This is a genomic window from Pseudomonas sp. C6002 (assembly GCF_013385805.1).
In the GTDB taxonomy this organism is placed as follows: domain Bacteria; phylum Pseudomonadota; class Gammaproteobacteria; order Pseudomonadales; family Pseudomonadaceae; genus Aquipseudomonas.
Map to the genome: position 1 here is coordinate 154,860 of NZ_JACAPH010000017.1, position 17,481 is coordinate 172,340.

General features: G+C 58.6%; 13 protein-coding genes. 7 read left to right on the forward strand and 6 right to left on the reverse strand.

Annotated features, from left to right (window positions below; translation table 11 throughout):
* Positions 1-51: 51 nt before the first annotated feature.
* The 4 genes from HX817_RS11030 to HX817_RS11045 form a co-directional block, all read right to left on the reverse strand.
* Positions 52-2,424, reverse strand: coding sequence for a hypothetical protein (locus HX817_RS11030; RefSeq protein WP_218182593.1), 2,373 nt, complete (start codon positions 2,422-2,424; stop codon positions 52-54).
* The gene (locus HX817_RS11035) at positions 2,421-2,732 is read right to left on the reverse strand and encodes a hypothetical protein (RefSeq protein ID WP_177040247.1); all 312 of its coding nucleotides are present in this window, start codon (positions 2,730-2,732) and stop codon (positions 2,421-2,423) included. The genes HX817_RS11030 and HX817_RS11035 overlap by 4 nt, the downstream gene beginning before the upstream one ends.
* A gap of 119 nt (positions 2,733-2,851) precedes the next feature.
* Positions 2,852-6,199, reverse strand: a complete 3,348-nt coding sequence (locus HX817_RS11040; RefSeq protein ID WP_023659189.1) for a dermonecrotic toxin domain-containing protein — start codon at positions 6,197-6,199, stop codon at positions 2,852-2,854.
* A 299-nt stretch (positions 6,200-6,498) separates the two neighbouring features.
* Positions 6,499-7,212 carry an SIMPL domain-containing protein gene (locus HX817_RS11045; protein ID WP_177040248.1) on the reverse strand — a complete coding sequence of 238 codons (714 nt, stop codon included), beginning with the start codon at positions 7,210-7,212 and terminating at the stop codon, positions 6,499-6,501.
* Positions 7,213-7,418: 206 nt separating this feature from the next.
* On the opposite strand from HX817_RS11045, the gene HX817_RS11050 reads away from it, so the two are divergent.
* From HX817_RS11050 to HX817_RS11060, 3 genes are all read left to right on the forward strand, one after another.
* Complete coding sequence (locus HX817_RS11050; RefSeq protein WP_003216013.1) at positions 7,419-8,681, forward strand: ATP-binding protein; 1,263 nt, start codon at positions 7,419-7,421, stop codon at positions 8,679-8,681.
* Positions 8,674-9,234, forward strand: a complete 561-nt coding sequence (locus HX817_RS11055) for a response regulator transcription factor (RefSeq protein ID WP_003216016.1) — start codon at positions 8,674-8,676, stop codon at positions 9,232-9,234. The genes HX817_RS11050 and HX817_RS11055 overlap by 8 nt, the downstream gene beginning before the upstream one ends.
* Before the next feature lie 100 nt (positions 9,235-9,334).
* Positions 9,335-11,059: an ABC transporter ATP-binding protein/permease gene (locus tag HX817_RS11060; RefSeq protein ID WP_003216018.1), complete on the forward strand. Its 1,725-nt coding sequence runs from the start codon at positions 9,335-9,337 to the stop codon at positions 11,057-11,059.
* Positions 11,060-11,239: 180 nt separating this feature from the next.
* On the opposite strand, the gene HX817_RS11065 is transcribed toward HX817_RS11060, so the two are convergent.
* Complete coding sequence (locus HX817_RS11065; protein ID WP_003216019.1) at positions 11,240-11,677, reverse strand: YhcB family protein; 438 nt, start codon at positions 11,675-11,677, stop codon at positions 11,240-11,242.
* Positions 11,678-11,824: 147 nt separating this feature from the next.
* Between HX817_RS11065 and HX817_RS11070 the strand changes: the two genes are divergently transcribed.
* The 3 genes from HX817_RS11070 to zapE all read left to right on the forward strand — a co-directional run bounded on the left by HX817_RS11070 (position 11,825) and on the right by zapE (position 14,999).
* Complete coding sequence (locus HX817_RS11070; RefSeq protein ID WP_023659190.1) at positions 11,825-12,454, forward strand: alpha/beta hydrolase; 630 nt, start codon at positions 11,825-11,827, stop codon at positions 12,452-12,454.
* A gap of 16 nt (positions 12,455-12,470) precedes the next feature.
* The gene (locus HX817_RS11075; RefSeq protein ID WP_102604564.1) at positions 12,471-13,826 is read left to right on the forward strand and encodes a tryptophan--tRNA ligase; all 1,356 of its coding nucleotides are present in this window, start codon (positions 12,471-12,473) and stop codon (positions 13,824-13,826) included.
* Positions 13,827-13,904: 78 nt separating this feature from the next.
* Entirely contained in the window at positions 13,905-14,999 is a 1,095-nt protein-coding gene (gene zapE, locus HX817_RS11080; RefSeq protein ID WP_003216025.1) for a cell division protein ZapE, read from the forward strand.
* Between the two features lie 194 nt (positions 15,000-15,193).
* On the opposite strand, the gene HX817_RS11085 is transcribed toward zapE, so the two are convergent.
* On the reverse strand, positions 15,194-16,114 hold the full coding sequence (locus HX817_RS11085) for a GlxA family transcriptional regulator (RefSeq protein ID WP_173406101.1): 921 nt from the start codon (positions 16,112-16,114) through the stop codon (positions 15,194-15,196).
* Between the two features lie 220 nt (positions 16,115-16,334).
* Here HX817_RS11085 and HX817_RS11090 point away from each other — a divergent pair, with 220 nt between their 5' ends.
* Positions 16,335-17,471, forward strand: coding sequence for an acyl-CoA dehydrogenase family protein (locus tag HX817_RS11090; RefSeq protein WP_003216028.1), 1,137 nt, complete (start codon positions 16,335-16,337; stop codon positions 17,469-17,471).
* Positions 17,472-17,481: the final 10 nt, after the last annotated feature.

The following is a 17,481-nucleotide window of genomic DNA, read 5'->3' on the forward strand; positions in this document are numbered from 1 at the left end:
AGATAAGCATGCGAGACCCCAGTGTCTCCGGGATTCGGCTATTCCAGGTCGCTACGATTTAGCCGGAAAGTGTTCGGGTTTATAAGTGAACGCCCACCACTTGAGCGGATTCCAGTACGGGTTGTTCTTTGACGGCTTGAATTTCTTGATCCGCGCCATTTCTTCGCTGACATACTGTTCAGCCTGAGCTCTTACTGCGGTACGGACGTTGTCGGTGATCGGGATTTTTTGTGCGGATAAGTTCTCCAGGTAGAGGTGTTCTACTTTATCAATGGCTGCTTTTACTTGTTCCGGGGACAGGTTGGCGGTCAAGGTACCGCTATAACCTTTGACAGGGCGACCAATCAACTTTTGGAATTGAGCGGCAAACGAAGCATCCCCACCGGTTGCGGAATCACATGACAGCAGGCGCACGTTGTCGAACTCTTCCGGATGGATCCCTTTGCTGTGAAGCGTATCCAGCAATTCTTCCGGACTATTGAGCTTTCCATCATAAGAAACTTTTGCGACCCCGGTAGTCTCATCGACTTTACCGTGTACCAGTATGTTCAATCGCTGGGCCGAACCTTGTTTGTTCACATCCACGAACGTGTAAAGTTTATCGTTGATAGTGTTCAGGCTATCTATTTCTCCACTGAGAATACTGGTTTTTTCAGCAGTAGAAAAAAGGGCTTCGCCGACCGGCAGATTTTTAACCGTTTTCAGGGGCGGCAGTTCGACGCCGTCTACGTTGATAGATGCCGGGGGGACCTCTGGTCCACTCGACTCAATTTCATTTAAAGACGGGTCCGGATGACTATCGCCGGATACTTTCGAAACGCGTGTCAGCTCAAATTCGCTCTTCTGCGAATTATAGTTCCAGCGGTAGTCTTCAGTAACGGTGGAGTTGAACGTGATCGGAGTTTCACCCAGGCTCGCCTCGACCAAACCGGGTGCAACTTCGTGTGCCAGCATCAGACTTGAGATGACGGCCGCAGCAGTTCCCCCTGTGCGCTCGCCTGCGGTCTTGCCATAGAGGCTGTCATGCACGCCAAACACGATATTGCCTATATTGCCAACAATGGGCAGATTACCAAAGGTTTTGCCCCAGGTGTCTTTCACCGACTTCCAGGCTTGCTGCGAGGCACCAAACACATCCGTCTGGTCGGCCCACACCGCATTGTTGGCGTTCTGCTCCTGATAGTGGGGGGCGATACCTTTGTTCAGATCGCCAAATTGCAGCCCATAACCTGCTTTTCGCGATTCGGTGTAGTTGAATAGCTCTCGTACCGGCACGGATTTATCTTTGTACCAGTGTTCGTACCCCGGATATCGCGACCGATTATCCTGGATGAGGCTGTCGAGCACCGCCCCGGCCGGTGGCCAGTGGGCATTGTGTCCCCCTTGCATATCACCGGTATTGAAACGGCGCATCAATTCATCACGATTGTCTTTGGCCCAGTTCGCAAATTCTTCATCGCCTTTTATCTCGCGGACAGCGCCGTTCTTCAAGTCGATCATGACTCCCTGATTGGGGCGATTGGCGGGATTGCCATCGTAAGGCGTGTAGGGGATAAAGGCATACCCGCTCATGGGGTAGCCGTAAATATTGGGGATAATCACTTGCCCATTCTTGTCCAGCGTGCGATTCACCGCTTCCTGGCCGGCAGGGCTTAACCTTGCGAAATTTTCCGTGTCACTACGAAGGCTCAGCAACGTGCCCCGTGTTACATAGGCGTCTGCTTTTCCCGATCGCTCTGCTATTGTTCCGGAGCCCTCGCGCATCGGCGCGGCTATGTCTTTCTCCCAGCGAGCTTGAAGTTGTCGGCCGAACGCTTCCAAATCATTGATTTTTGTCCGGTCTTTTTTTTCTATTTCCATTTCAGGAAAATTTAAAACCCCACCACGTGCGGGTCTGTCGTGCGCTAGAGCACCCGCTGCAATTTCCCATGCGAAATAAGTGTGTGTCTGGGTATCAGAGAGATTTTGTGCTGTGCCCATACCGACATAGGTATTGAACGTTACCGTGAACTTTTCATGCGGGTCGAACCCGGCTGCCAATAAACCCCCACTGAAGTATCCTGCGGGGTCCATGAACAGGCGCACGTTCTGGAACTTGACGTTGCGTTCGCCTTCAGTGCCACTTTCTATATTTTCGATCTGCGTCTTTACACGATTGGCATAGGCATCGATATGAGCCTCTCGCTCATTGTAGATATACCCATCGCCTGGCGCGTGAACAAAGTCGGGTCCGTAAATGGTTGCCTTGTAGATATCAGACTCGTTCCTGGCGGCAGTGCCAACGTTGTCCGTTTCATAAATATCGGTACTCTTCAATGGCGTTGGCGGTATCCGTTCCAGCGCCTCGGTACGTTGTTCTTGAGTCGTACCGGGTAGCGGTGTTTTTGGGTAATGGACAATGTTAAGTTGAACTGAGCTTGTCATTTCAGATTACCTGGCTGGATGTTGATTGCACGCATCTGCGCCGCCATAAACTGTGGATGAGGAGTACGGTGATCTACGCCATGAGTGGTGTAGCGTCCAGGCGTGTTCCGCTCGTTGAGGGTGAGGATGTAGTTGTCCATTGCACGGGTTATAAGTTGAAAAGATTTATCACCAACGCACTTCAATGTGTCCGGACCAGCAGACGCCCGGCGATTAAGCATTTTCTGAAGCTGGTAACCGGTTATTACCGCTGAAACTTCTTGAATTAAGTGCCAGGCAAAAAAAATGCTGCCCGAAGGCAGCGGCATTGCAGTCCTGCTCCCTGAAATGGCAGGTAAACGCTACGCGAACGAGAACGGCGGTCACCACGGTTGCCGCCGTTCGGGTTACCCAGGTTGAGATAAGCGCCTGCGTCGCGGCGATCGCCTTAAAACACCTGTGCGCCGCCATAAACGGTGGACTGTATCCACCGCGGGTCCATAGGATCGCTCCAGACGTGCCGAGGCGGCGTACCACCATCTCCGATCAGGATTTGCCGGCCCTCGTCGCTCCATTCCTGCATGCGTTGTGCGAATTGGCCGTGGTACTCGTTGGCCGGACAAGTGATACCGGCCCATGGGTCCACTATCCACGCATCAGCCCATTCGGGCTCGGCAAATCCAGCGGTCAAGAGGTTAGGCTGACTTGCGGGGCCGCCGACCACGCTGAAGGTGTGTCCCTGCACTTGTGCAATGCGGGCAAAGCCGCCACTGGCGTTAACGGTATCGGTGGCGACCCTGGCCATCTGGTCGCAATTGCCAGCACCCGTTTTCAGGATGACCTCCGAGTAGTTGGGCGCGCCGGTTCGAGTGTATAGCCAGGTCACTATTTCATTGGCCACGTCGCTGCGCAGACTGTTACCGGCATCGGCCAGGGTTTTCTGGTTGGCCGACCGTATACCGGTTGTCTGGAACTGTTCCTCCACCGTTCTCTTGCCCCAACGGGCGTAGGCCTTGTTTTGCTCGTTGACCGTGAGCTGCCCGAAATAGTGAGGCTTTTGAAGGGGCTCAAGTTGTATGGTCTTGGCGGCCACCTCTACCTTCTTGTCCCAGGCATAGACTGCCAGTAGAACTTCACGTTTCTTTTCATCGGACAGTCCGGCCAGGACTCGGTCCAGTTGGGTGGCTTGATCGGGTGTGAAGTTGTATTCAAGGCTCAGTTTTTTTGCCAGTGAGTCCAGGGAGGGCAGTATCACCAGATCGTTATTGTGGGTTTTTCCGGAAATGTCACGATAGAGGTCCTTGTACTCGTCATGCAGCCTGATGATGTCCCGGCTGGCCGGATCGGTGTTTGCGGCGATGCGTTGAAAGTTGAGCGCAGGGTTCGAACCGTCGTATTCGGCCACGTAGTAAATGCCGGTATCGCCCTCGACCACCACATAATCTATTCCTGCGTAGGGTATTTTTATGCCCCTCAGGACGCGCTGGTCATCACTGAGATCACTGATCTGGTCCAGCTTTACAACCACGGTTTCCTGGTTGAGCGCCCGTGGTTGACCGATATCTTCATAGCCGAAGTCCGGCTCATTGAGCACCACCCCGCTGGTTTGGTTGCGGTAGGTAACCGGCGTGTGCCCGGGCACCGACATCAGCTCCTGGCTGGATGTGTCGCTCACTCTATACAGCCTGTGCTCATGCACCACGGTCCGCGCGCCTTCCTGCGTTGGGGCGCCCGGCAAGAGACGCCGATGCTCAAGTGCCTGGGCGTCTTGAGCGACCGATGTATCGGCGTCCTCGATCATTTTTGTGTAGCACAAGCTGTCAATGTTGCGCTTTACGCGGCGCCCAACCGGCGCACAAACGGCTTCAAAATCCTCCAGCGGCTCGGCATGCTCGGTAGGCCCCATCTTGGTCAAGGCGTCCGGTTGTGCGGGGTCGTAGCGGTAAACGTCATCCCCGACCACTACATCGGTATGGGTTGCACGCTTGATCAGGAAGGTCTGGTCTGCGGACAGGCCCTCAGGTACCAGCACGCTTGCCCCTGCAGCTCCCGGCTCGACTTCGCGCGTGAGGGCGATGCGGGTGGAGGACTCAAGGGCTTTCGAGGCCCTCTCTATCCCTTTCTCCACCAGTGAAGTTGCGCCCGAAGCCACCGTCGGCAGCGCATTGAGCACTCCGAACACGATATGGTCGGCCCCGCCTTTCTTGCCGTGCTTGACGTCATCGATGCCGATACCGGCCTCCGCTACGCCGGAGGCGACGTAGAACACCTCGAGGGCCACGGCGACTTCGGGCATCACCAGTGCCAGCGGCGTCATCAGCATCGCGACTTTGGTGGCGGTTTCCAGGCCTTTGAGGATGTTGGCTTTGGTCACGTCGCTGTCGGTGACGATTTGGGTCTCGGCATCCTTGTACGAGCGATCTTTCTGGCGGGCAGTAATGGCCTCGAATGGGTCCTGGGCGAGGGGTTCGGTGGTGATGAAAGTCTGCGGGTTGAATTCATTCAGGCGCTCCAACACATCGGCATCCGGCGCGTCTTTGCGGTGCCAGCCACCCAGCCCGGTCAGTGTCTGGTTCACGCCGTCGGAGAACGTCCGGTCGGCCTGGTCACGCAGCGTGAAATGGGTTGAAAGGGCTTCGCGCTTGGTGGGGTCGGCAGCTTGCTCAGCCAGCCAGTTTTTCATCTGGGCCTGGCTGTCAAAGCGATGAATAGGCGACGAGTTGCCGGGAATATACAAAAGCGTGGGGCTGATGATCTTGCCGTCATCGGTGACCTTGGGGTTTTTGTCGGTGATGTACAGCAGGTCCGAAGATTGAAAACCGTTGATGCTGAGCAGACCCATTTCCAGGCCTGGGTCCTGGGCGGCAGAGGCTTTCAGGTCCTCGACGCGGAGGTTCGACCAGTCTTTATCGGTGGTCAAGTTCGCTGCGCGTAGCGCCAGTTCCTTGTCGCTTGGGCTCAGGCTGCCGGTCTTTTCCTGGAGCAGGATGGCGGCAACGAAGGAGGCCTTGGTCAATGCCGTGTATTTGCTTTCGTGGCTGGGCCAGAACGTATCCAGGAATGTTTTATACGGCGCGGCGCGTTCGGTGTTCCACACCAATTCCCTGAATTGCTCCGGGGTCTTTTTGATCCGCATCGACTCGTTGTATTGCTGGCGCTGGCCGGGCGGGGAGGCGCGGTATATAAACTCATAGGTCTGCTGGGCATTGACGGCAGAGTCAATGGCAAGCCCCGCCTGGCCCAGCGGCGAAAACGTCAGTAGCCGTTCCAGCCAGGTATGCAGGGTCGTGCGTGTTTTTTCCTCGGGCGTCTGGTGTTCATCGGTGTTGTTTTTTTTCTGCACATCTTGCAGGGCCGCCTGGGTCAAGGTTATCCGGTTCAGTACCTTTGCATTGCGAGGAGGCCTTCCCCGTGTCGGGTCGTAGTTGAAGGTAGTAATAAACGTGTTGTCCGGATCAACGTCCTCGCCCCACTTTTTCTTGATTTCGGCCTTGATAAGGTTGGCGGTGCTTTCCAGGGGCGTCTCGAACCCTGTCGTTGCACTGCGAATGTAGTTTTCGACTGTCTTGTTGTATGGCAATCCCGGGATCAACACGTCGTGAGTGTGACGGCGGGGTCGTGATGCGGGAGTGTCGGTGGCCCGATCGGCTGCCTTTACGGGCTGCCCTGGCGAATATGTCTGCCGTGAAGTATCCGTACCTTGGCGGGGTTTTCCCTGTTCTTCGGCAATACCTGCCGAGGAGGGGGTATCAAGGAAGAAGCCGTTGTTTGCCGCGATGGAACCTATGGTGGTCATATGACAAATCCTGATGTGCATGGTGTGCAGGAATGATGTGATGTCCGCCATAGGTGGTTCAGCGTGTAGGCGTGTTCCGTTCTTTGATGGGGAAGATGTAGTTCGCCATTACGCGGGTTATAAGCTGAAAAGATTTATCGCCGGTGCGCTTCAAGGTGTGTGGACCAGAACACTCTCAGCCATTGAGTATTTTCTTAAGCTGATATCCGGTTATTACCGCTGATACTTCTTGAATGAAGTGCGCAGGCAAAAAAAACGCTGCCCGTGGGCAGCGTCATTGCAACTGGGGTACCGCTCCATCAAGGCATCTGGACTTCGATCACGCCATCTGCGGTCATGTTGACCTGGCTGGTGCCGGCTTCGACTTCCGGCGTCGGTGCCGAATCCATCGCTGCGGCTTTCATCATCATCCCGCCGCGGGCATACGGCTGTGGATAACCGTTGGTGTTGAAGTTCAGGTTGACGATCTTGTAGCCCTTGCCGCCCAGCGCATCGGTGGCCAGTTGTGCACGGGCCTTGAATGCGGTGACCGCTTCTTTAAGCAGGGCATCTTCGCTGGCCTTGCGGGTCGGGTTGGCGATGGCGAAGTCCATGCTGTCCATTTTCAGGTTGGTCAGCATGTCGCCGGTGAGCTTGGACAGGGCGGCGAAGTCGGCACTTTCCATGCGCAGCTCAGCGCGTTCACGCCAGCCGGTGATTTTCTGGTTCTTGTTGTCGTAGATCGGGTAGCTGTTGCGGCTACTCTGGCGCAGGGTCACGCCTTTGACTTCGCGGGCCTGGGCCAGCGCCTTGTTCATGGTGGTGGTGATTTCGGCGGCAAGCTTGGCCGAGTCGGTGTTCTGCGACTCGGTGTACAGGGTGACGATCATCTGGTCGCGCGCCACTTCCTGGCTGACTTCGGCACGCAGGGAAATCTGGTTGTAATGCAGTTCGTCAGCGGCCATGGCCGGCAGGCTGGCGAGGGTAGCGGCGCCGAGGGTGAGGGTGGCTGCACTGCGAATGAAACGAGACATGTAAGCTCCTTGAGATGTTCGTGTTCGGTAAGACTGTAGACGCAAGGTTTCAGTTCTTCGGGTTTACACATTCGCTACAAGTTGGCGGATGCCGACGAACGGTCATGATCCTGACCCCTGCGTCAAAGAGCCACACACGCCGTGCCAGCGCTGTCGCTTCGTTTATACTCCGTGCGATCCGCCTGCAGCGCTCATCGGGAGAGCTCATGCTCGCCGCCGTAAAACTGACTTCCGCCACCCGCCAGAACCTTTGGCGCCTGACGTTCATCCGCACCCTGGTGCTGGCCGCACAGGCCGGTTCGGTGGGGCTCGCCTATTGGTTCAAGCTGCTGCCGCTGCCCTGGTTGCAGTTGGCCGTGACCCTCGGCTTCTCCACGGTGCTGTGTGTATTTACCGTCATCCGGCTGCGCACCACGTGGCCTGTGACCGAGCTGGAATACGCCCTGCAACTGGCCTGCGACCTGTTTATCCACAGTGTGTTGCTGTACTTCTCCGGCGGCTCCACCAACCCGTTCGTGTCCTATTACCTGGTGCCACTGACCATCGCGGCGGTGACCTTGCCGTGGCGCTATTCGGTGGTGCTGTCGGGTATTGCCCTGACCCTGTACACCCTGCTGCTGGCACAGTTCTACCCGTTGCAGACCTTCCCCATCGCCCGGGAAAACCTGCAGATCTACGGCATGTGGCTGAGCTTTGCCCTGTCGGCGGCGGTCATCACCTTTTTTGCCGCACGAATGGCGGAAGAGCTGCGCCGCCAGGAAGAACTGCGCGCCATTCGCCGCGAAGAAGGCCTGCGTGACCAGCAGCTGCTGGCCGTTGCCACCCAGGCCGCCGGCGCGGCCCACGAATTGGGCACGCCGCTGGCGACCATGAGCGTACTGCTCAAGGAAATGACCCAGGACCATCACGATCCGGCCCTGCAAGACGACCTGAGCGTGCTGCAGGAACAGGTAAAGCAGTGCAAGCTGACCTTGCAGCAGCTGGTGCGCGCCGCCGAGGCCAATCGCCGCCTGGCGGTGGAGATGCAAGACGTCACCCAGTGGCTGGACGAAGCCCTGAACCGCTGGCACCTGATGCGTCCCGAAGCCAGTTACCGGTTCCACCTGCTGGGCCAGGGCACGGTGCCGCGCATGGCACCGCCGCCGGACCTGACCCAGGCGCTGCTGAACCTGCTGAACAACGCCGCCGATGCCTGCCCGGAAGGGTTGGAAGTGACCCTGGACTGGGATGCGGAAGACTTCACCATCAGCATTCGCGACCACGGCGCCGGTGTGCCGCTGGCGATTGCCGAGCAGATCGGCAAGCCCTTCTTTACCACCAAGGGCAAAGGCTTCGGCCTGGGCCTGTTTTTGAGCAAGGCCAGCGTGACCCGCGCGGGCGGCTCAGTGAAACTCTATAGTCATGAGGAAGGCGGCACGCTCACCGAGCTGCGCCTGCCCCGTGTCGCACGAGGAGACATCGATGAGTGACGAGATCCAAGTCGAAGGCGAAGAACTGCCGCACCTGCTGCTGGTAGATGACGACGCCACCTTTACCCGCGTGATGGCCCGCGCCATGAGCCGTCGTGGCTTTCGCGTCAGCACCGCAGGTTCCGCCGAGGAAGGCCTGGCCATCGCCACGGCCGACCTGCCGGAATACGCGGCCCTGGACCTGAAAATGGACGGCGACTCCGGCCTGGTGCTGCTGCCCAAGCTGCTGGAGCTGGACCCGGAAATGCGCGTGGTGATCCTCACCGGCTATTCCAGCATTGCCACCGCCGTCGAGGCGATCAAGCGTGGCGCCTGCAACTATCTGTGCAAGCCGGCAGATGCCGACGACGTGCTGGCCGCCTTGCTCTCCGAGCACGCCGACCTCGACACCCTGGTGCCGGAAAACCCGATGTCGGTGGACCGCCTGCAGTGGGAACACATCCAGCGGGTGTTGACCGAGCACGAAGGCAACATCTCCGCCACGGCCCGCGCCCTGGGCATGCATCGTCGAACGTTGCAGCGCAAGTTGCAGAAACGCCCGGTTCGACGTTGAACGGCGACTGAACAATCTGCTTCAGGCCGCACGGAGCCCTGAACCGATCGTTTATGATCGGTTCAAACGCCTGTTATTTTTTTCCTACCGAGCCTGAACAATGAATCAGAACGCTGAGTATTCCGCGGTCAATGACGCGGTGCGTGGGCAATTTTTAAGGAAAGTCTGGGCGCTGATCACCCCCTACTGGCGCAGTGAGGAGAAGTTCAAGGCCTGGCTGTTGCTGCTGGTGGTGCTGGGGCTTTCGCTGTTCAGTGTGGCCGTGTCGGTGTGGTTCAACAGCTGGAACCGCGACTTCTATAACGCCCTGGAAAAGAAGGACTACGACGCCTTCACCCACCTGCTGATGTATTTCAGCGTGATCGCCGTGGTGGCGATCGTCACCGGGGTGTTCACTTCCTATTTGCAGCAAATGCTCACCATCCGCTGGCGGCGCTGGCTGACTGAAACCTACTTCGCCAAGTGGCTGAGCGAGAAGAACTACTACCACCTGGAATATGGCGGCTACACCGATAACCCCGACCAACGTATCTCCGAAGACCTCAACGCCTTTACCAGCAGCACCCTGAGCCTGGGCCTGGGGTTTATCAGTAACCTGGTGAGCCTGGTGTCGTTCTCGGTGATCCTGTGGGGCGTGTCCGGCAGTATCGAGGTTTGGGGCATCACGATTCCCGGCTATATGTTCTGGGCGGCACTGGTATATGCCGTGCTGGGCAGTTGGTTGACCCACTTGATTGGTCGAAAACTGATCGGCTTGAGCAACCGCCAGCAACGCTTCGAGGCCGACTTGCGTTTCAGCCTGGTGCGGGTGCGCGAGAACGCCGAAAGCATCGCGCTGTTCAATGGCGAGCCGAATGAACACCAACAACTGAGTGCACGTTTCGGGCGGGTGTGGAGCAACTTCTGGAGCATCATGCAGCTCAAGAAGCGCCTGAACTTCTTCACCAGTGGTTACTCGCAGATCGCGATCATCTTCCCGTTTGTGGTGGCAGCGCCGCGTTACTTTTCCGGCCAGATAGAGCTGGGCGTGCTGATGCAAGTGGCCAGTGCGTTTGGCAGCGTGCAGGGCAGCCTGAGCTGGTTTGTCGACGCGTACACCGTGTTGGCCAGCTGGCGTGCGACCTGTGATCGTCTGCTGAGCTTTGGCGAGGCGATGGAGGAAAACGAAGGCCGCAACATGGGCATCGAGTTGCAACGCCAGGGCGGCAATTTGCAGATGAGCAACCTCAGCCTCGATCTGGCGGATGGTCGTCACCTGCTGGATGGCGCCAACCTGACGGTTGCCGAGGGTGAGCGATTGATGCTCAGCGGGCGTTCCGGCAGCGGCAAGTCAACCTTGCTGCGGGCCATGGGCAATCTCTGGCCAAACGGCCACGGCAACATCCGCTTGCCGGCCGAGCGTTATCTGTTCCTGCCGCAAAAGCCGTACCTGCCGATTGGTACCTTGCGGGGTGTGTTGAGTTATCCACAGGAGGAGGGCGCGTACCCGGCGCAACGTTATGCACAGGTCCTGGAAACCTGCCGCCTGGCGCATCTGATTCCACGCTTGGACGAAGCCAATCACTGGCAGCGCATGCTGTCGCCGGGTGAGCAACAGCGCCTGGCGTTTGCGCGGGCGTTGTTGTTTGAACCGCAATGGCTGTACATGGACGAGGCCACCTCGGCGATGGACGAGGAAGATGAGGCGGCGCTGTATCAGGCGTTGATCGATGAATTGCCGGGGTTGAGCATCGTCAGCGTCGGGCACCGCAGCAGCCTCAAGCGTTTCCATGGGCGGCACGTGCGGATCGAGAACGGGCAGCTACAAGAACAGCCAGTGTCCTGAAGTCGGACTCGGTCAATGTGGGAGCGGGCTTGCTCGCGAATACGGTGGGTCAGTTAATACATCGGGTGACTGATAGACCGCATTCGCGAGCAAGCCCGCTCCCACATTGGATCAGTGTCGTCTGGTCGACCTGATTCCAACAAAAAAGCCCGGCTGATCATCGATCAGCCGGGCTAGCTATTACTTCTTCAAGCCGTAATGCTCATCCAGCATCCCCGGGGCATTTGGCGTTTTTGGCGCGTAATCCCGTGGCGGTTCCTGATTTTCCCGCGGAGGGGTCAGGCGTTCCCGTGGAGCGTGCGGTGCATCGGAATGCAGCGCGGCCAGCAGGCGCTGGCGGGTGATGTCGTCCAGGGCCAGGCGGTTGGCACCCTCGGCGAGATGATCCTGTACTTCCTGATAGCTCTGAGTGAGCTTTTTCACCAGGGTCGCGGTGCTGTTGAAGTGGGTAACAACCTCGTTCTGATAACTGTCAAAACGTTCCTGAATGTCATCCAGCTGACGCTGCGTGCGGTTAGGCGCGGCATTCGGCAGCAGGCGGGCGACCAGGAATCCAATGGCGACACCGGCAACCAAGGCGAGAGTCGGCAACAACCAAACTAAGAGCGAGTGTTCCACGAGTCCTTCCTCTATAAACGGCTTTGCTTTACGTTAACGGCTCGGACCTGCGCTGTATACCGCGATTAAGCTCGCAATGATGCCATGCACAGACTTTTAGCTAGACGAGTCGACCCCTTGAGAGGTCACGGAGTTCCTTCCTTGCTGATGCGTGAAACCCCCGTTTTGATCGATGGCCCGGTAGGCCAACTGGAAGCCCTGTATCTGGATCACCCCGAGCCACGTGGCCTGGCGCTGATCTGTCACCCGAACCCGGTGCAGGGCGGCACCATGCTCAACAAAGTCGTATCGACCCTGCAACGCACCGCGCGCGATGCCGGCTTGATCACGTTACGTTTCAATTATCGCGGTGTCGGCACCAGTGCCGGTACGCACGATATGGGCACCGGTGAAGTCGACGACGCCGAAGCGGCAGCCACCTGGCTGCGTGAAAAGCATCCCGACCTGCCGATCACCCTGCTGGGTTTTTCCTTCGGCGGGTTTGTCGCGGCCACCCTCGGCGGCCGCCTGGAAGCCAAGGGCGAAAAACTCGCGCACCTGTTCATGGTGGCCGCGGCCGTGATGCGCCTGCGGGATAACGACGTGTTGCCACAAGGCTGCCCATTGACCGTGATCCAGCCGGAAACCGACGAAGTGGTCGACCCGCAACTCGTCTACGACTGGTCCGCGGCCCTGAATCGCCCCCATGAGCTGCTGAAAGTGGCAGAATGCGGACACTTTTTTCATGGCAAGCTGACCGATCTCAAGGATCTTGTGCTGCCACGTCTTTCGAATTGATGACAAGCGATCACCCATGACGACCCGTACCCGCATCCTCACCGGCATCACCACCACCGGCACGCCGCACCTGGGCAACTACGCCGGCGCGATTCGCCCGGCGATCCTTGCCAGCCAGGACGCCAACGCCGACTCCTTCTACTTCCTGGCCGACTACCACGCCCTGATCAAGTGCGATGACCCGCAGCGCATCCAGCGCTCGCGCATGGAAATCGCCGCGACCTGGCTGGCCGGTGGCCTGGATGTGAACCGGGTAACCTTCTACCGCCAGTCCGACATCCCGGAAATCCCCGAGCTGACCTGGCTGCTGACCTGCGTGGCGGCCAAGGGCTTGCTCAACCGTGCGCACGCCTACAAGGCCTCGGTGGACAAGAACCTGGAGAACGGCGAAGACCCGGATGCGGGGATCACCATGGGCCTGTACAGCTACCCGGTGCTGATGGCCGCGGACATCCTGATGTTCAACGCCCACAAGGTGCCGGTCGGTCGTGACCAGATCCAGCACGTGGAAATGGCTCGCGACATCGGCCAGCGCTTCAACCACCTGTTCGGCAAGGGTAAAGAATTCTTCACCATGCCCGAAGCGCTGATCGAAGAAAGCGTCGCCACCTTGCCGGGCCTGGATGGCCGCAAGATGTCGAAGAGCTACGACAACACCATCCCGTTGTTCACCAGCGCCAAGGACATGAAGGACGCGATCTCGCGGATCGTCACCGACTCCCGCGCGCCGGGCGAAGCCAAGGATCCGGACAACTCGCACCTGTTCACCCTGTACCAGGCATTTGCCACCCAGACCCAGGAAGAAGAGTTCCGCGGTGAACTGCTGCAAGGCCTGGGCTGGGGCGAGGCGAAGAACCGTCTGTTCCAACTGCTGGACGGCCAGTTGGGTGAAGCGCGCGAGCGTTATCACCAACTGATGTCGCGCCCGTCGGACATGGAAGACCTGCTGCTGGTCGGCGCCCGCAAAGCCCGCGCCGTGGCTGCACCGTTCCTGGCCGAACTGCGTGAAGCGGTGGGCCTGCGCTCGTTCGTCAATCCGGTCGCCGTGGCTGCCACCACCAAGAAGAAAGCTGCGAAAGCCGCACGCTTTGTCAGCTTCCGCGAAGACGACGGCAGCTTCCGCTTCCGTTTGCTGGCGGCCGAAGGCGAGCAACTGCTGCTGTCGCGCAACTTTGCCGATGGTAAAACCGCAGGCGCCGTAACCAAGCAGCTGCAATCGGGTCAGGCGCTGGATGTACGCAGTGAAGCCTCGAGCTTCAGCGTGTGGCTGGACGGTGAAGTCGTCGCCGATAGCCCGGCGTTCGCCGACAGCGCCTCGCGGGATGCGGCGATCGAAGCCTTGCGCGTTGCGTTGACCCCAATCGAGGATTGACCCGACCAAGGGTTGATTGCCATTCTTCAGGGCCGTCGTTACAGTGGCGGCCCGTTTTTGTTGCCTTGCTAACGAATTATGACGCCCCTAGAACGATATCAAGCTGATCTGAAACGCCCTGAATTCTTCCATGACGCTGCCCAGGAAACTGCGGTGCGCCATTTGCAGCGCCTGTACGACGACCTGGTCCAGGCCTCGCAGAACAAGCCGGGCATGTTCAGCAAGCTGTTTGGCAAGAAAGACCATACGCCGGTCAAGGGCCTGTATTTCTGGGGTGGTGTTGGCCGGGGCAAGACTTACCTGGTGGACACCTTCTTCGAAGCGCTGCCGTTCAAGGAAAAGGTCCGCACCCACTTCCACCGCTTCATGAAGCGCGTGCATGAAGAGATGAAGACCCTGCCGGGCGAAAAGAACCCGCTGACCATCATCGCCAAGCGCTTCTCGGAAGAAGCCCGGGTGATCTGTTTCGATGAGTTCTTCGTCTCCGACATCACCGACGCGATGATCCTCGGCACCCTGATGGAAGAGTTGTTCAAGAACGGCGTGACCCTGGTCGCCACCTCGAACATCGTGCCCGACGGCCTGTACAAGGACGGTCTGCAACGTGCGCGTTTCCTGCCGGCCATCGCCCTGATCAAGCAGAACACCGACATCGTCAACGTCGACAGCGGCGTCGACTACCGCCTGCGTCACCTTGAACAAGCCGAACTGTTCCACTACCCGCTCAACGAAGTGGCCCAGGAAAGCCTGCGCAAGAGCTTCCGCGCGCTGACGCCAGAATGCACCCAGGCGATTGAAAACGACAAGCTGATCATCGAAAACCGCGAAATCATCGCGCTGCGTACCTGCGATGACGTGGCCTGGTTCGAATTCCGCGAACTGTGCGACGGCCCTCGCAGCCAGAACGACTACATCGAACTGGGCAAGATCTTCCACGCGGTGATCCTGAGCGGTGTCGAGCAGATGAGCGTCACCACCGACGACATCGCGCGGCGCTTTATCAACATGGTCGACGAATTCTACGACCGCAACGTCAAGCTGATCATCTCGGCGGAAGTCGAGCTCAAGGACCTCTACACCGGCGGCCGCTTGAACTTCGAATTCCAGCGCACCTTGAGCCGCTTGCTGGAAATGCAGTCCCACGAGTTCCTGTCGCGGGCGCACAAGCCGTAAGCGATGTGCTTGAAATGAAAAAGGCCCGCAGCGATGCGGGCCTTTTTTTATGCAAAATTTCCAGGTCAACAGAAAGCAACTGTGGGAGCCGGGCTTGCCCGCGATAGCGGTCTGTCAGCTGATGCCTCTGGTGCCTGGCACGCCGCCATCGCAGGCAAGCCAGCTCCCACATTTTTACTGTGTATACCCTTTGGTTACGCCGCCTGCTGGAATTGCTGGCGATACTGGTTGGGCGACAGCTCGGTATGCTGGCGGAACAGCCGCGCAAAGAAGCTCGCGTCGTCGTAGCCCACCTCGTAACTGATGGTCTTGATGCTTTTGCGGCTGCCGGACAGCAGGCCCTTGGCTGTCTCGATGCGCAACCGTTGCAGGTAGTGCAGCGGCTTGTCACCGGTGGCGGTCTGGAAGCGGCGCATGAAGTTGCGGATGCTCATGCCGTGTTCCCGGGCCACGTCTTCGAAGCGGAACTTGTCGGCGAAGTGCTCTTCGAGCCAATGCTGGATCTGCAGGATGATCACGTCCTGGTGCAGCTTCTGCCCGCCAAAACCGATGCGCCCGGGGGCGTAGCTGCGTTGCACTTCGTAGAGGATGTCGCGGGCCACGGCCTGGGCGATGTTGGCGCCGCAGAAGCGTTCGATCAGGTAGATGTAGAGGTCGCAGGCTGAAGTGGTGCCGCCGGCGCAGTACAGGTTGTCGGCGTCGGTCAGGTGCTTGTCCTGATTCAGTTGCACCTTGGGAAAGCGTTCGGTGAAAGCGTTGAAGAAGCGCCAATAGGTGGTCGCTTCCTTGCCATCCAGCAGGCCGGCTTCGGCGAGCCAGAACACCCCGGTGGCTTCGCCGCACAGCACCGCGCCACGGGCGTGTTGTTCGCGCAGCCAGGGCAGCACTTGGGGGTAGCGTTGGCACAACGAGTCGAAATCGTCCCAGAAGGCCGGGAGCACGATGATGTCGGCGTTTTCGAGGCCGCCATCCACCGGCATGATCACATCGCTGAAGCTGCGCACCGACTGCCCGTCGGGGCTGACCAGGCGGGTTTCGAAGGCGGGAGTGAGGCCCTGGCCCAGCTGTTTGCCGTAGCGCAGGCTCGCGAGGTGGAAGAAATCCTTGGCTTGCATGAGGGTTGAAGCGAATACCCGATCAATGGCCAAAATGCTGACGCGCCGCAAGGGCGTGGAGATTTGGTTAGACATAATTTCATTTATTCTTATAGGGGAAAGTGGTCACCAGACGGCTGGATCGTCTTATTTTTTGTCGCATGTGTCCAGTGTCCTGTGACGCCTTCGCGGCTTAGGCTCTGTGATCCCGGTCTTGTCCGACAATTCACACAGGTGACCCATGATTCCCAGAACCTTGTTCAGCTCGGAGCACGAACTCTTCCGCCAGAGCGTGCGCACCTTCCTCGAAAAAGACGCGGCGCCGTTCCACGGGCAATGGGAAAAGCAGGGCTACATCGACCGCAACCTGTGGAACAAGGCGGGGGAGGCGGGGATGCTCTGCTCGCATTTGCCGGAAGAGTACGGCGGCCTCGGGGCGGACTTTCTCTACAGCGCGGTGGTGATCGAGGAGATCAGCCGCCTGGGATTGACCGGGATTGGTTTCTCCCTGCATTCGGACATTGTCGCGCCCTACATCCTGCATTACGGCAGTGAGGCGCTGAAGCACAAGTACCTGCCCAAGCTGATCTCCGGGGAAATGGTCACGGCGATTGCCATGACCGAGCCGGGGGCCGGGTCCGACCTGCAAGGGGTCAAGACCACGGCGGTGCTGGATGGCGATGAATACGTGATCAACGGCTCCAAGACGTTCATCACCAATGGCTTCCTGGCTGATCTGGTGATCGTCGTGGCCAAGACCGATCCCAAGGCCGGCGCCAAGGGCACCAGCCTGTTCCTGGTGGAGGCCAACACGCCGGGTTTCGACAAGGGCAAGCGCCTGGAGAAGGTCGGGATGAAGGCCCAGGATACATCGGAGCTGTTCTTCCAGGATGTGCGGGTGCCCAAGGAGAATCTGCTGGGCCAGGCGGGGATGGGCTTTGCCTACCTGATGCAGGAGTTGCCGCAGGAGCGTTTGACGGTGGCGATTGGCGCGTTGTCGTCAGCCGAGGCGGCGCTGCAATGGACGCTGGAATACACCCGCGACCGCAAGGCGTTCGGCAAGGCGATCATCGACTTCCAGAACACCCGTTTCAAGCTGGCGGAGATTGCGACGGAAACCCAGATCGGCCGGGTATTTGTCGACAAGTGCATGGAGTTGCACCTGGAAGGCAAGCTCGATGTGCCCACGGCCGCGATGGCCAAATACTGGGCCACGGACCTGCAGTGCAAGGTGCTGGATGAGTGTGTGCAACTGCACGGCGGGTATGGGTTTATGTGGGAATACCCGATTGCGCGGGCGTGGGCAGATGCGCGGGTGCAGCGGATTTATGCGGGGACGAATGAGATCATGAAGGAGATTATTGCGCGGGCGCTTTGAATGCTTGGTG